This is a genomic window from Lachnoclostridium sp. An14 (genome assembly GCF_002160755.1).
Taxonomy (GTDB): domain Bacteria; phylum Bacillota; class Clostridia; order Lachnospirales; family Lachnospiraceae; genus Lachnoclostridium_A.
Genome location: NZ_NFLE01000002.1, coordinates 59,617 through 73,516, shown reverse-complemented (window position 1 = coordinate 73,516; position 13,900 = coordinate 59,617). Strand labels below are relative to the sequence as shown.

The 13,900-nt window shown below is 55.4% G+C and carries 11 protein-coding genes; 10 read left to right on the top strand and 1 reads right to left on the bottom strand.

What is annotated here, in order from left to right; translation table 11 throughout:
• Positions 1 to 19 precede the first annotated feature (19 nt).
• From hrcA to B5E84_RS01870, 5 genes are all read left to right on the top strand, one after another.
• Positions 20 to 1,066, top strand: coding sequence for a heat-inducible transcriptional repressor HrcA (hrcA, locus tag B5E84_RS01890; RefSeq protein ID WP_087218403.1), 1,047 nt, complete (start codon positions 20 to 22; stop codon positions 1,064 to 1,066).
• Positions 1,067 to 1,129: 63 nt separating this feature from the next.
• Positions 1,130 to 1,750: a nucleotide exchange factor GrpE gene (grpE, locus tag B5E84_RS01885; protein ID WP_087218715.1), complete on the top strand. Its 621-nt coding sequence runs from the start codon at positions 1,130 to 1,132 to the stop codon at positions 1,748 to 1,750.
• 131 nt (positions 1,751 to 1,881) lie between these two features.
• Positions 1,882 to 3,750, top strand: a complete 1,869-nt coding sequence (gene dnaK, locus B5E84_RS01880) for a molecular chaperone DnaK (protein WP_087218400.1) — start codon at positions 1,882 to 1,884, stop codon at positions 3,748 to 3,750.
• 97 nt (positions 3,751 to 3,847) lie between these two features.
• Positions 3,848 to 4,996 carry a molecular chaperone DnaJ gene (gene dnaJ, locus B5E84_RS01875; protein WP_087218397.1) on the top strand — a complete coding sequence of 383 codons (1,149 nt, stop codon included), beginning with the start codon at positions 3,848 to 3,850 and terminating at the stop codon, positions 4,994 to 4,996.
• A 446-nt stretch (positions 4,997 to 5,442) separates the two neighbouring features.
• Complete coding sequence (locus tag B5E84_RS01870; RefSeq protein ID WP_087218394.1) at positions 5,443 to 6,789, top strand: diguanylate cyclase domain-containing protein; 1,347 nt, start codon at positions 5,443 to 5,445, stop codon at positions 6,787 to 6,789.
• Here the strand turns inward: B5E84_RS01870 and B5E84_RS01865 are convergent.
• Positions 6,786 to 7,160: a NusG domain II-containing protein gene (locus B5E84_RS01865; RefSeq protein ID WP_087218391.1), complete on the bottom strand. Its 375-nt coding sequence runs from the start codon at positions 7,158 to 7,160 to the stop codon at positions 6,786 to 6,788. The genes B5E84_RS01870 and B5E84_RS01865 overlap by 4 nt on opposite strands.
• A gap of 191 nt (positions 7,161 to 7,351) precedes the next feature.
• Between B5E84_RS01865 and B5E84_RS01860 the strand changes: the two genes are divergently transcribed.
• The 5 genes from B5E84_RS01860 to B5E84_RS01840 all read left to right on the top strand — a co-directional run bounded on the left by B5E84_RS01860 (position 7,352) and on the right by B5E84_RS01840 (position 13,758).
• The gene (locus B5E84_RS01860) at positions 7,352 to 7,867 is read left to right on the top strand and encodes a Gx transporter family protein (RefSeq protein ID WP_087218388.1); all 516 of its coding nucleotides are present in this window, start codon (positions 7,352 to 7,354) and stop codon (positions 7,865 to 7,867) included.
• Between the two features lie 182 nt (positions 7,868 to 8,049).
• The gene (gene trkA, locus B5E84_RS01855; protein WP_275533073.1) at positions 8,050 to 9,435 is read left to right on the top strand and encodes a Trk system potassium transporter TrkA; all 1,386 of its coding nucleotides are present in this window, start codon (positions 8,050 to 8,052) and stop codon (positions 9,433 to 9,435) included.
• 12 nt (positions 9,436 to 9,447) lie between these two features.
• A complete protein-coding gene (locus tag B5E84_RS01850; protein ID WP_087218383.1) occupies positions 9,448 to 10,929 on the top strand; it encodes a TrkH family potassium uptake protein in 1,482 nt (493 codons plus the stop codon).
• A gap of 212 nt (positions 10,930 to 11,141) precedes the next feature.
• A complete protein-coding gene (gene galT / locus B5E84_RS01845; RefSeq protein WP_087218380.1) occupies positions 11,142 to 12,641 on the top strand; it encodes a UDP-glucose--hexose-1-phosphate uridylyltransferase in 1,500 nt (499 codons plus the stop codon).
• Between the two features lie 244 nt (positions 12,642 to 12,885).
• Positions 12,886 to 13,758 (top strand): YitT family protein, encoded by an 873-nt coding sequence (locus B5E84_RS01840; RefSeq protein ID WP_087218377.1) that lies wholly within the window; start codon positions 12,886 to 12,888, stop codon positions 13,756 to 13,758.
• Positions 13,759 to 13,900 lie beyond the last annotated feature (142 nt).

The window sequence follows — 13,900 nt, the reverse complement described above, 5'->3', positions numbered from 1 at the left end:
TAAAAGGAAGGATGAGGATATGGAGCTGGACGCGAGAAAAGTGACAATATTAAAAGCGATCATCAAGACCTATCTGGAAACCGGCGAGCCGGTGGGGTCCAGGACCATTTCCAAGTTCTCGGACTTAAAGCTCAGTTCCGCCACGATCCGCAATGAGATGTCGGATCTGGAGGAGATGGGGTACATTCTTCAGCCGCACACCTCTGCCGGACGGATTCCGTCGGATAAAGGCTACCGGTTCTACGTGGATCAGATCCTCAGCGAAAAGGATCAGGAGGTCACGGAGATGAAGGAGCTGATGATCCAGCGGGTGGACCGGGTCGAGCTGCTGTTAAAGAAACTGGCTCAGGTGCTGGCGGCGAATACCAATTACGCGGCGCTCATCAGCGGCCCCCAGTACCATCAGAACAAGCTGAAATTCATCCAGCTCTCCAAGGTGGATGTGAATAAGCTCCTGGTGGTGACGGTGGTGGAGGGAAACATCATAAAAAACACCATCATCGACGTAAAGGAGCCGGTGGGCGACGAGGAGCTGTTAAACTTAAACATCCTGTTAAACACCAGCCTCAATGGCCTGACCATCGAGGAGATCAACCTGGGAGTGATCAGCCGCTTAAAGGAACAGGCGGGACTGCACAGCCAGGTGGTGGATCTGGTGCTCAACGAGGTGGCCGACGCCATCCGGGCAGACGAGGAAGACCTGCAGATCTACACCAGCGGAGCGACGAATATTTTCAAATATCCGGAGCTTGCCGACGGGGAGCGGGCCAGCCGGCTGCTAAGCACCTTTGAGCAGAAGGATGTGCTTCAGGATCTGATCGACGAGGTCAATCAGAATGAGAACAGTTCCGACACCGGGATCCAGGTCTACATCGGAGACGAGATGCCGGTACAGAGCATGAAGGACTGCAGCGTGGTGACAGCCAATTACGAGCTGGGAGAAGGGCTGCGGGGAACCATCGGAATCATCGGCCCCAAGCGGATGGATTACGAGAAGGTCCTGGGAACCCTGAAAAACCTGATGACGCAGCTGGACATGACGTTTAAGAAGGAAAAAGGTGATTAGCAAGTGGATAGAGAAGAAAAGGAAGTAAAGGAAGAAACCGCAGTTCCTGAGACGGATCCAGAGATGGAAACGGCCGCGGCCGGTGAAAACGCCGCAGAGGCAGCGGAGGAAACCGCGGAAAGCGGAAACCAGGCGGAAACGGCCCAGGCTCAGGACGGCCAGGCGGAGAGCCAGGACGGGACGGAGCCGGAGGAGGGCGCCGGGCCGAAGGCGGAAAAGAAGGGATTCTTCAAAAAGAAGGAAAAGGATCAGCGGGATCAGAAGATCGAGGAGCTGACCGACCAGCTCCGCCGCAATATGGCTGAGTTCGACAATTTCCGCAAGCGCACGGAAAAGGAAAAATCCGCCATGTTTGAGATGGGCGCCAGGGACATCCTGGAGAAGATTCTTCCCGTGGTAGACAATTTTGAGAGAGGGCTGGCAGCCATCCCGGAGGAGGAGAAGGAAAGCTCCTTCGCCAAGGGCATGGAAATGATTTACAAGCAGCTCATCAAGACGCTGGAGGATGCGGGGGTGACCCCCATCGAGGCGGTTGGAAAAGAATTTGACCCCAATCTTCACAACGCGGTAATGCACATCGACGACGAGAACCTTGGGGAGAACGTGGTGGCCATGGAGCTGCAAAAAGGGTATATGTACCGCAGCACCGTTATCCGCCACAGCATGGTACAGGTAGCGAATTAGCAGATTTCACATTTGCTTTTATTATGCAATAGGAAACGGCGTTCCCTGTTGCGTAGAGGCTCCGGCGGGAGGTACACTCCAGGCGGGAGCGGGCATCTTTTCAATAGAAATCATTCAGGAGGAAAAACAGTATGAGCAAGATCATTGGTATTGATTTAGGTACTACAAATAGCTGTGTTGCCGTAATGGAAGGCGGCAAGCCGGTAGTAATCGCCAATACGGAGGGCGTGAGAACGACCCCGTCCGTAGTAGCGTTTACGAAGAACGGCGAGAGACTGGTAGGCGAGCCGGCAAAGCGTCAGGCAGTGACCAACGCGGATCGCACCATCGCCTCCATCAAGAGACATATGGGAACGGACTACAAGGTAGACATCGACGGAAAGAAGTACACTCCTCAGGAGATTTCCGCTATGATTCTGCAGAAACTGAAAGCGGACGCGGAGAGCTACCTGGGCGAGAAGGTGACCGAGGCGGTTATCACCGTTCCGGCATACTTCAACGACGCTCAGCGTCAGGCCACCAAGGACGCCGGAAAGATCGCCGGCCTTGAGGTAAAGCGTATTATCAACGAGCCGACGGCAGCAGCCCTGGCATACGGCCTGGACAATGAGAAAGAGCAGAAGATCATGGTATACGACTTAGGCGGCGGTACCTTCGACGTTTCCATCATCGAGATCGGTGACGGCGTCATCGAGGTTCTCTCCACCAACGGAGACACCCGTCTGGGCGGCGACGATTTCGACAACGCCGTGATCAGATGGATGGTTGACGAGTTCAAAAAGAGCGAGGGCGTAGACCTCTCCGGCGACAAGATGGCCATGCAGAGACTGAAAGAGGCGGCTGAGAAGGCGAAGAAGGAGCTGTCCTCCGCCACCACCACCAATATCAACCTGCCCTTCATCACCGCTACGGCAGAGGGCCCGAAGCATCTGGATATGAACCTGACCAGAGCGAAATTTGACGAGCTGACCAGCGATCTCATCGAGAGAACGGCCATCCCGGTACAGAACGCCTTAAAGGACGCGGGCATCACCGCTTCCGAGTTAGGAAAGGTGCTGTTAGTAGGCGGTTCCACCCGTATGCTGGCCGCACAGGAGAAAGTAAAACAGCTCACCGGCAAAGAGCCCAGCAAGTCTCTGAACCCGGATGAGTGCGTAGCCATCGGCGCTGCCATCCAGGGCGGCAAGCTGGCCGGAGACGCCGGCGCAGGCGACATCCTTCTGCTGGATGTAACCCCCCTTTCCCTGTCCATTGAGACCATGGGCGGCGTGGCTACCAGACTGATCGAGAGAAACACCACGATCCCCACGAAAAAGAGCCAGATTTTCTCTACTGCCGCTGACAACCAGACGGCCGTGGACATCCACGTGGTACAGGGCGAGAGACAGTTCGCCAGAGACAATAAGACCTTAGGCCAGTTCCGTCTGGACGGAATCCCGCCGGCAAGAAGGGGCGTTCCGCAGATCGAGGTAACCTTCGACATTGATGCCAACGGCATTGTAAACGTAAGCGCGAAGGATCTGGGAACGGGCAAAGAGCAGCACATCACCATCACCTCCGGCTCCAATATGTCCGAGTCTGACATTGACAAGGCAGTAAAAGAGGCTGCGGAGTACGAGGCTCAGGATAAGAAACGGAAAGAGGCCATCGACGCCAGAAACGACGCCGACTCCATGGTATTCCAGACGGAGAAGGCTCTGGACGAGGTAGGCGACAAGATTTCCGAGAACGATAAGTCCGCCGTGAAGGCTGACCTGGAGGCATTAAAGGAGGCCATCAACCGGGCACCCATCGACCAGATGACCGACGCTCAGGTAGAGGACATCAAGGCCGGCAAGGAGAAACTGATGAACAGCGCCCAGGCTCTGTTTGCGAAGGTTTACGAGCAGGCACAGGGAGCGGCAGGCGCTCAGGGCGCAGGCCCCGACATGGGAGCTGGCGCGCAGAATAACGGCAGCTACGGCGACGACGTGGTAGACGGAGATTACAAGGAAGTATAAAGAGTACTGACAACCGGGACCATCCTGTCGGCAGCGGTCACGCTGCCGGCAGAGTGGTTTTCCTGCGTATGAAAGGAAAAGCGAAGGGGAAACTGATATGGCAGAAAGCAAGAGAGATTATTATGAGGTCCTTGGCGTGCCGAAGGACGCGGATGATGCGGCGTTAAAGAAGGCCTACCGCGCCCTGGCCAAGAAGTATCATCCCGATGCGAATCCCGGCGACAAGGAGGCAGAAGTCAAGTTTAAAGAGGCCTCCGAGGCGTACTCCGTCCTCAGCGACCCGGAGAAACGGAAACAGTATGACCAGTTCGGCCACGCGGCCTTTGACGGCGGCGCAGGCGGGGCCGGCGGGTTCGGCGGCTACGGAAACTTCACCGACATGGGAGACATTTTCGGGGATATTTTCGGAGACTTCTTCGGCGGCGGCAGGAGCTACCGCACCAGCGGCGGCAGGAGCGGCGGCCCTATGAGAGGGGCCAGCGTCAGGACCTCTGTGCGGATCACCTTCCAGGAGGCTATATTTGGCTGTGAGAAGGAGATCGAGATCAATTATAAGGAAGAATGCGGGGAGTGTCACGGAACAGGCGCGAAGCCTGGCACATCCCCCCAGACCTGTCCCAAGTGTAACGGAAAAGGAAAGATCGTCTACACTCAGGACTGGTTCCTCGGCTCCATGCAGAATGTACAGACCTGTCCGGACTGTAACGGCACCGGAAAGGTCATCAAGGAGAAATGCCCGAAGTGCTACGGTAGCGGCTACATTTCCACCAGAAAGAAATTTAAGGTGACCATCCCCGCCGGCATTGACAACGGGCAGAGCATCCGCCTGGCCGGAAAGGGAGAGCCGGGCACCGGCGGCGGTGAGAGGGGAGATCTCCTGGTGGAGATCATGGTTTCTCCTCACCCCATCTTCAAGCGCCAGGATATGAACATTTTCTCCACCGTGCCCATTTCCTTTGCCAAGGCGGCCCTGGGCGGCCCCATCCGCATCAAGACGGTGGACGGCGAAGTGGAGTACGACGTGAAGGCCGGAACCCAGACAGACACCAGAGTCCGCTTAAAAGGCAAGGGCGTGCCCTCCATCCGCAACAAGGCGGTTCGCGGCGATCACTACGTGACCTTCGTGGTGCAGGTGCCGGAGCGTCTGACGGAGGAGCAGAGAGAGGCCCTTCAGCGGTTCGACGAGGCCATGACGGGAGTGTCCTCCGGAGGGGAAAAGCACAAAAAGAGAAAGCTGTTTAACTGAACAGGGATGAGAGGTTCCAAACGGGACCTTTGAGAATGCGTGCCGCAGGCCAAACGGAGCCTGCGGCACGCTTTGTTGTGTCGTAGGAAACTGCGTTCCCTATGACACAAAAGCCTCCGGCAGGAGGCGCACTCCGCGCAAAGGAATATGGCTGTTTACGCAGCCGCGCTCCGGCGCGAGTGTGCGCCAAGCGCACACGTTTTAAGGGGTATATGCTACGAGAGAAGGAAAAACGCGGTCCGCGCGGAGGAAGATCTGTCCGTACAAACCGCATTCCGGCGCGGACGGGGGCCATTGGGAACCGGTTTTCGCGGGAATCTTTGGATTTTTTGAAAAACAATGGGAAATCCGCGAAAAGAGTATTTCAACTGGCCGGTTTTTAATGCTATAATAAAAACAGCCTCTTTCAGCGGTTTGTGACAAGAAAAATACGGGGGGGGGGTAAAATGGAAGGAAAGCGTTTGCTGGAAGAATTTTTTGACGCGTATCTGGTGCGGCGGGACCTGGAGAGCAGTATGGCCCTGGTTTCCGATCAGGTGATGAGCGTGGGAACCGGCGTTCAGGAGATTGCCCGCAACAAGGCGGAGCTACGAGAGCTGCTGGAGCGGGAATTTCTCATGATGGGCACGCCGATGAAATATAAGATACAGGAGTATTACCAGACGGAGTATGGCAAAGGGCTTGTGGGCGTATTCTGCCATATGACGGTGTATGCCGTGGCGGGGGCTCATGAGGGCGTTGTGCTGGATACCCGTCTGACGGCGGTTCTGGCGGAGGAGGACGGTCAGTGGAAGTTTGTGAACTTTCATATGTCTGTTCCTGAGCGCAGCCAGGGAGAGGGAGAATTCTTCCCGTTGAAATACGGACACCGGTCTGTGGGCACCATTAGCGGACAGGCGGGGAGGAAACTGGTTGAGATGCTTTTGACCATGGTGCCGGGAGGCATTATGGGCGGGTATCTGGAGAAAGGTTTTCCGCTGTATGTGATCAATGATACTATGCTGCGCTATTTGGGATACACTTATGAGGAACTGGTGCAGCAGACGGACGAGGAGATGATCCGCATCGTCGCTCCGGAGGACCGGGAGTGGGTGGAACGGGAAATCCTGGACAGTGTGAAGGACCGGGGGGAGTACGAGGTACAGTACCGCGTGGTCCGCAAGGACGGCACCTATATGTGGATGCTGGACAAGGGAAATGAAGTGATTACGGAGGACGGCCGCCGGGCCGTTATCAGCGTGATGCTGGATATTTCCAAAAATATGTGCATTCAGGAGCAGCTCAGGAAGGAGTCCATGGAGGACGGGCTGACGAAGATCCTGAACCGCAGGGGCGGAATCCACTTTATCAAAAAATCCTTCGCGGAGAGGGATACGGGGACGCTGATGCTCTTAGACATTGACAATTTTAAAAGCCTGAACGACACGTACGGCCATCTGGCCGGGGACGAGGTTTTGGTGTCCCTGGCGGACATTCTGAAACGAAGTACGAGAAAAGGGGACGTGGTGTCGCGGATGGGCGGCGATGAGTTCTTAGTCTATCTTTCCGGCTGTACGAAAAAGGAAATCGTGCGGGAACGGGTGGAGAGCATCGGGCGTCAGTTTCTGGAGATCGGCAGAAAGTATGAGCTCTCCCGGGTATCTGTGAGCACGGGAATTGCCGCCCGGGAACAGGGAGAACGGTTCGAGGAGCTTTATCAGAAGGCGGATCGCGCCATGTATCTGGCAAAGAAACAGAAAAAAGGCGGGTACGCCTTTGCGTCGGACGGAGAGGAAACAGGACGGCTGCTTTAGGCGCCGTCCTGTAAAATGGTGATGATGAGCCGGTTGGGAAGGCAGACGATGGTCTCCCCGGCGTGACGGATGGTGCCGGTGTGGACGCAGACCTTGTCGGGACAGGAGGCCTCCGTGACGGAGATGGCTCCCTGGCTCACGATAATGCGGTTCGTACCGCCTCCGTGGCCGGTGACTGTAAAGTCCGCGTCCTGGGAAAGGTCCAGCTCTCGGATCACCTTGCCGTCCACGGAGACCTCCGCCCAGGCCGCCGGGCCGGAATGGAAAAGGGAGTAGGCAAAAAAGAGGACACAGGCGGCCGCCAGGATGGCGGCGATCAGCAGAAGGTCCTGTTTTTTCGCGGCATGGCTCCTGTTTTCTGTATGTTTCATGGATGTTCCCCGCTTTCATGTTTTGAGGATTGCAGGAGCACGTAGTGCGGAGCAATCCGGTATCAAAGAGGTCAAAATACCTTTTGCCCCCAACATCATGATATAGAGTATAGCACAGGCAGGGGCGCAGCACAAGGGCAGAGCCGCCGGGAGCGGACGCCAGGGGAAAAAGGCAGAAAGGACAGTGCATGATGAGAAACGGAAGAACCGCCAGAGCAGAACAGACAGCCAGATATGGAATGCTGATTGCCCTGGCTTTTGTTTTCAGCTATATTGAGGCGATGATTCCCATTCCATTTCTCGTGCCAGGCATTAAGCTGGGCCTGGCCAATCTGGTGACCATGGTGGGACTCTACACCGTGGGGCCTGTGGGAACGGCGGTAGTAGGCGTTCTGCGGGTTGTGCTGGTGGGCTTTACGTTTGGAAATGTATTCAGTATGTGGTATGCGTTATCTGGATGTATATTGAGCCTGATATGTATGATCCTGTTGAAACGGTGCCGCCGGTTTGGAATTCTGGGCGTGAGCGTGGCCGGAGGAGTGGCTCACAACATCGGCCAGCTTTGTATGGCGGCCTTTGTGGTGGAGAGCGGCTCCGTCTTTGCCTATCTGCCGGCCCTGCTGGTGGCTGGCGTGGTGGCCGGGAGCATAATCGGGCTCCTCGGCGGCCTGGTGGTGGAGCGGGTGGAAGGACTGTTTTCCCGCTGAAGGGCAAAAAAGCGCGGCCGTTTTCGGGAAATACCCGTTTCGTCAGGAAATGAGAACTTTCGCTTGCTTTTTGTGCCAGCCTCTGTATAATGTAGGTAGAAGCTGTCGAGGGGCAGCCGGAGGAGCCGTCTTTCGGGGCGGCTCTTTTTCCGTGGAAAAGTCCATAGTGGATAAAAAATGCGGTGGAAAGAAAGGCACAAAAGGAAAGTGGTATGAAGATCATTATTGTAGGATGCGGGAAAGTAGGCCGGACGCTGGCCGAGCAGCTGTGCAGGGAGAAACACGACGTGATCGTGATTGATCAGAGCGCGGAGGCAATCCAGTATGTCGCTGACAATCTGGACGCCATGTACGTCATGGGGAACGGAGCGGTGTATCAGACCCAGGTGGAGGCGGGGGTTCAGGACGCGGACCTTCTGATAGCCACCACTGGATCGGACGAGCTGAATATGCTGTGCTGCCTGATCGCAAAAAAGGTGGGTAACTGCCATACGGTGGCGCGGATCCGGAATCCGGAATATTCCTCGGAGATCCGTTACATCCGGGAGGAGCTAAACTTATCCCTTGCCATCAATCCGGAGCTGGCGGCTGCCAACGAGATTGGCAGGCTGCTGCGGTTTCCGTCGGCGATCAAGATCGAGCCCTTTGCGAAAGGGCGGATCGAGCTGTTAAAATTTATCGTTCCGGAGGACTCTGTGCTCCATCAGATGCAGGTGTCGGACGTGGTGGGGAAACTTAAGAGCAACGTGCTGATCTGCGCGGTGGAGCGGGGAGAGGACGTGACCATCCCCGGCGGTAATTTTGTGATGCGGGCGGGAGATAAGATCTCTTTTATCGCCTCCCATGAGGAGTCGGCCTCCTTTTTAAAGAAAGTGGGAATTGTAAACAATACGGTAAAGACCGCCATGTTTGTGGGCGGGGGACGGTTGGCCTACTATCTGGCAAAGACGCTGGCAGATACGAAGATTAAGATCAAGATCATCGAGCGGGACGAGGAGCGCTGCCGCCAGCTGAGCGAGCTGCTGCCCCACGTTATGATTATCCACGGGGACGGATCGGACCGCCGCCTGCTTCAGGAGGAGGGAATCCAGTACACGGAGGCATTTGCGTCCCTTACCGGGCTGGATGAGGAGAACATCATCCTCTCCCTGTACGCGGCCAGCCAGTCCAGGGCTAAGCTGATCACCAAGGTGGGGCGGATCGCCTTTGAGAACGTGATCGACTCCCTGAATTTAGGCAGCGTGATCTATCCGAAACTGCTGACGGCGGAGCTGATTTTACAGTATGTGAGAGCCATGCAGAACTCCATGGGCAGCAATGTGGAAACGCTGTACCGGATCGTGGCGGACCGGGCGGAGGCGCTGGAGTTTCGGGTCAGCCCGGACGCGCCCATGCTGGGAATCCCGCTGGAGCGGCTGAGCCTGAAGGAAAACCTGCTGGTGGCCTGCATTAACCGCAATGGGGAGATCATCACCCCCAGAGGCCAGGACGTTTTAAAGGCAGGCGACCGGGTGGTGGTGGTGACCACTCACACAGGACTTCAGGATTTGAAGGATATTTTAAAATAGGCGGATATTGGTATGAATCTGGGTATTATTATATATATGTTGGGATGGATCATGAAGGTGGAGGCCTTGTTTATGCTGCTGCCGGTGGGGACAGCCTTGATTTACCGGGAATCTATCGCCTGGTGCTACCTGGGAGTGGCGGCCTTCTGCGGCCTTCTGGGCTGGATCTGTTCCAGGAAAAAGCCGCAGAGCGGGGAGTTTTTTGCCAAGGAGGGCTTTGTGACCGTGTCCCTGGGCTGGATCGTGCTCAGTCTGTTCGGATGCCTGCCCTTTCTCATCAGCGGGGAGATCCCCAGCTTTGTGGATGCCATGTATGAGATCGTGTCCGGCTTTACCACCACCGGGGCCAGCATTGTGCCCCAGGTGGAGGAATTGTCCAAGGCGACCCTGATGTGGAGAAGCTTTTCCCACTGGATCGGGGGCATGGGGGTGCTGGTGTTTATTCTGGCCGTCCTGCCGTTGGCCGGGGACTGCAATATGCACATCATGAGGGCGGAGAGCCCGGGGCCTTCCGTGGGCAAGCTGGTGCCGAAGATCCGTTCCACGGCAAAGCTGCTCTACACCATCTATTTCGTGATGACGGTGGTGATGATCCTGCTGCTGCTTTTGGGGAAAATGCCGCTGTTTGACAGCATTTGCATGAGCTTTGGCGCCGCCGGCACCGGCGGCTTCTCCTGCCGGAATTCCGGCCAGGTGGACTATACCGCCTACCAGCAAATGGTGATTGCCGTGTTTATGCTGCTGTTTGGCGTAAACTTTAACGTCTATTACCTGATCCTGGACAAGCGGTTTAAGGACGTGTTCCGCTGTGAGGAGCTGCGGGGCTATCTGGCCATCGTGGCAGTGGCGGTGATCGCGATTATGTTCAATATCCGGTCCATGTTCCCGTCCCTGGGAAGGACCTTCCACGAGGCATTTTTCCAGGTTTCCTCGGTGATTACCACCACAGGCTACGCCACGGCGGATTTTGACCAGTGGCCGGAATTTTCCAAGTGCGTGCTGCTGCTGCTCATGTTCATCGGGGCCTGCGCCGGCAGTACAGGCGGCGGAATGAAGGTGTCCAGAGTGATGATGGCCTTCAAGGAGATGAAAAAGGAAATCGCCGCTGTGGTTCATCCCCGCAGCGTGAAGGTGCTGAAGTTTGAGCACAAGCCTCTGGGACACGATATGCTTCGCTCCCTGAACGCCTTTATTATCATGTATTTTATTATCTTTTTCCTGTCGGTGCTGCTGCTGAGCCTGGACAACTACGACTTTATGACCTCCTTCTCCGCGGTGGCGGCCAATTTAAACAACATCGGCCCCGGAATGTCTGTGGTAGGACCGATGTCCAACTATTCCACGCTGTCGGATCTCTCCAAGGCGGTGCTGATCTTTGATATGCTGGCGGGAAGGCTGGAGCTGTTCCCGGTCATCGTGCTTTTGACGCCCGGCACCTGGAAACAGATCCGCCGCAAAAAACCGGTGAAGGCGGCGGGAAAAGAATTTTTCTAACCATTCAATTATACGGAAACATACGGCAGGATGCCGCGTGGGAATTTGCTCACTAAGCGGTATTTTGCCGTGTTTTTATGTCAGGAGAAACGGCGCGGCGGAATTCTTACGAATTTTCTATGGAATAAAAGAATATTGTATTGCCTTTCGCTTTCCGGAATTCTATAATAAAAGGAAAGCCGCGGGAAATGCGGGGGAGCAGGAGGTATCGTATGGTTTGTGAAGCGATTAAGAAACTGGTGCAGTATGGCCTGGACACAGGGCTGATTGGAGAACGGGACGCGGTTTACGCCAGGAACCAGATCCTGGAAGTGATGGGAATGGACGAGTATGAGGAGCCGGGAGAGCTGTCCGGCGGCATCTGCCTGGAGGAGATTTTAAAGGAGCTTTTGGACTACGCCCATGAGACAGGAGTTTTAAAGGAGGACAGCGTGGTGTTCCGGGATCTTTTTGACACCAGGCTGATGAACTGCCTGATGCCCCGCCCCAGCGAGGTGGCCGGCCGGTTCTGGAAACTTTACAGAGAGGAATCTCCGGAGGCGGCTACGGACTACTACTACAAGCTGAGCCAGGATTCTGACTATATCCGCCGCTACCGCATCAAGCGGGATATGAAGTGGACCACGCAGACCGAGTACGGCGAGCTGGACATCACGGTGAACCTGTCGAAACCGGAGAAGGATCCGAAGGCCATCGCGGCGGCCAAGCTGATGAAACAGAGCGGCTACCCCAAGTGCCTCCTTTGCATGGAGAATGAGGGCTACGCGGGCCGGGCGAACCATCCGGCCAGAAATAACCACCGCATCATCCCCGTCACCGTAGGCGGGAACCAGTGGGGATTCCAGTATTCCCCCTACGTGTACTACAATGAGCACTGCATTGTGTTTAACGGCAGCCACGTACCCATGAAGATTGAGCGGGCGACGTTTGTCAAGCTGTTCGACTTTGTCAAACAGTTCCCCCACTATTTCCTGGGTTCCAACGCTGATCTTCCCATCGTAGGCGGTTCCATTCTCACCCACGATCATTTCCAGGGCGGGCACTATACCTTTGCCATGGCGAAGGCGCCCATGGAGCGCAAGGTGGAGTTTTCCGGCTTTCCGCAGGTGGAGGCAGGGATCGTGAAATGGCCCATGTCGGTGATCCGTACCCGCTGCAGGGAGACGGAGCCGCTTATTGAGCTGGCGGACAAGATTCTGGCGGCGTGGAGAGGCTATACGGACGAGGAGGCGTTTATCTTCGCGGAGACGGACGGAGAGCCCCACAACACCATCACCCCTATCGCCAGAAAGAACGGCGATATGTACGAGCTGGATCTGGTGCTGCGCAACAACATCACCACAGAGGAGTTCCCTCTGGGTGTATACCATCCCCATCAGGAGCTCCATCACATCAAAAAGGAGAATATCGGCCTGATCGAGGTGATGGGACTGGCGGTGCTGCCGTCCAGGCTGAAGGAGGAGCTGAACCTGCTGGGCGATGCCATCGTGAACGGAACGGAGATCCGCGGAAACGAGCTGCTGGGGAAACACGCTGACTGGGTGGATGAATTCACAAAGAAGTATGATTCCATCACAAAAGATAATGTTTCTGATATATTAAAGCATGAAGTGGGGCTGGTGTTTGAGAAAGTGCTGGAGGACGCTGGCGTTTACAAGTGCACGGAAGAAGGACGGATTGCATTTTTGAGATTTATCAATAGCATATCATAATAGAAATGATATATAATAGCGGAATATGGACGCGGAAAGCGAAGGCGGCCGGTTTCCGCGCGGTAGGGAGATCCTGGAAGGGATCTCCTTTTTGCGTGATGGGAAACGGTGTGAGTTCCCTGGAACGGGAAGTACAGCTAAATGATTGTGGCGAGACCAGTGATAATTGTGATTGAATTTGTTGGGCGGTAACGGTATAGTGGTGGGTGGTAAAAATTACATATAAAAAAGAGGAAGTAGGATTATGAAAAATCAGATAGCTGTGGTGGACTGGCAGAGGACGGCGAAGGAGTACGGCATCATTACCGCCAGCATTTTGATGATGGTGGTGGGTATCTATTTTTTTAAGTTCCCCAACAATTTTTCCTTTGGTGGCGTCACCGGTTTCGCGTCGGTGGTGAGCGCCATGACGCACTGGTCCGCGACCCAGTTTACCAACATTGTGAACATTGGACTTTTGGTGCTGGGATTCCTGTTTTTGGGAACGGGATTCGGTTTTAAGACGGTTTATGCTACGTTGCTGATGAGCGCCGGGTTGGAGGTGATGGAACGGCTGTTCCCCATTTCCGGGCCGCTGACGACGGAGCCCCTTTTGGAGCTGGTGTTTGCCATCTTCCTGCCGGCCATGGGATCGGCGGTGCTGTTTAACATCGGGGCCTCCAGCGGCGGGACGGACATTATCGCCATGATCTTTAAAAAGCACACCAGCCTGCACATCGGCACCATGCTGCTGGTGGTGGATATGGCGGCGGTGGTGATGTCCTTCTTTGTGTTTGGGCCGTCCACAGGCCTGTTTTCCAGCCTGGGACTGCTGGCCAAATCCCTGATGATCGACCAGGTGATCGAGAACATGAACCGCTGCAAATGCTTTACCATTGTCTGTGACAACGCGGACGAGATCTGCGACTTCATTATCAATGATTTGAACCGCAGCGCTACGGTTTACGAGGCCCAGGGCGCGTTTACCCACCAGGAGAAGAAGGTGGTGATGACCACCATGAAATCGGCTCAGGCGGTGAAACTGAGAAACTACATTAAGAGAATTGAACCCAGCGCGTTTATCCAGATCACCAATTCCAGTGAGATCATCGGAAAAGGGTTTCTGAGCTGGAGCTGACGGGGAAGAAAGAAAAAGCAGCGGAGCGACTTCGGCGGAAATGGCCGGGGTGCTCCGCTGCCTTTTTGCGCCATAGGAAAAAGCGTTTCCTATGGCAAAAGAGCCTTCGGCGGGATGTGAACTCCGCGCAGAGGCGGAGGAC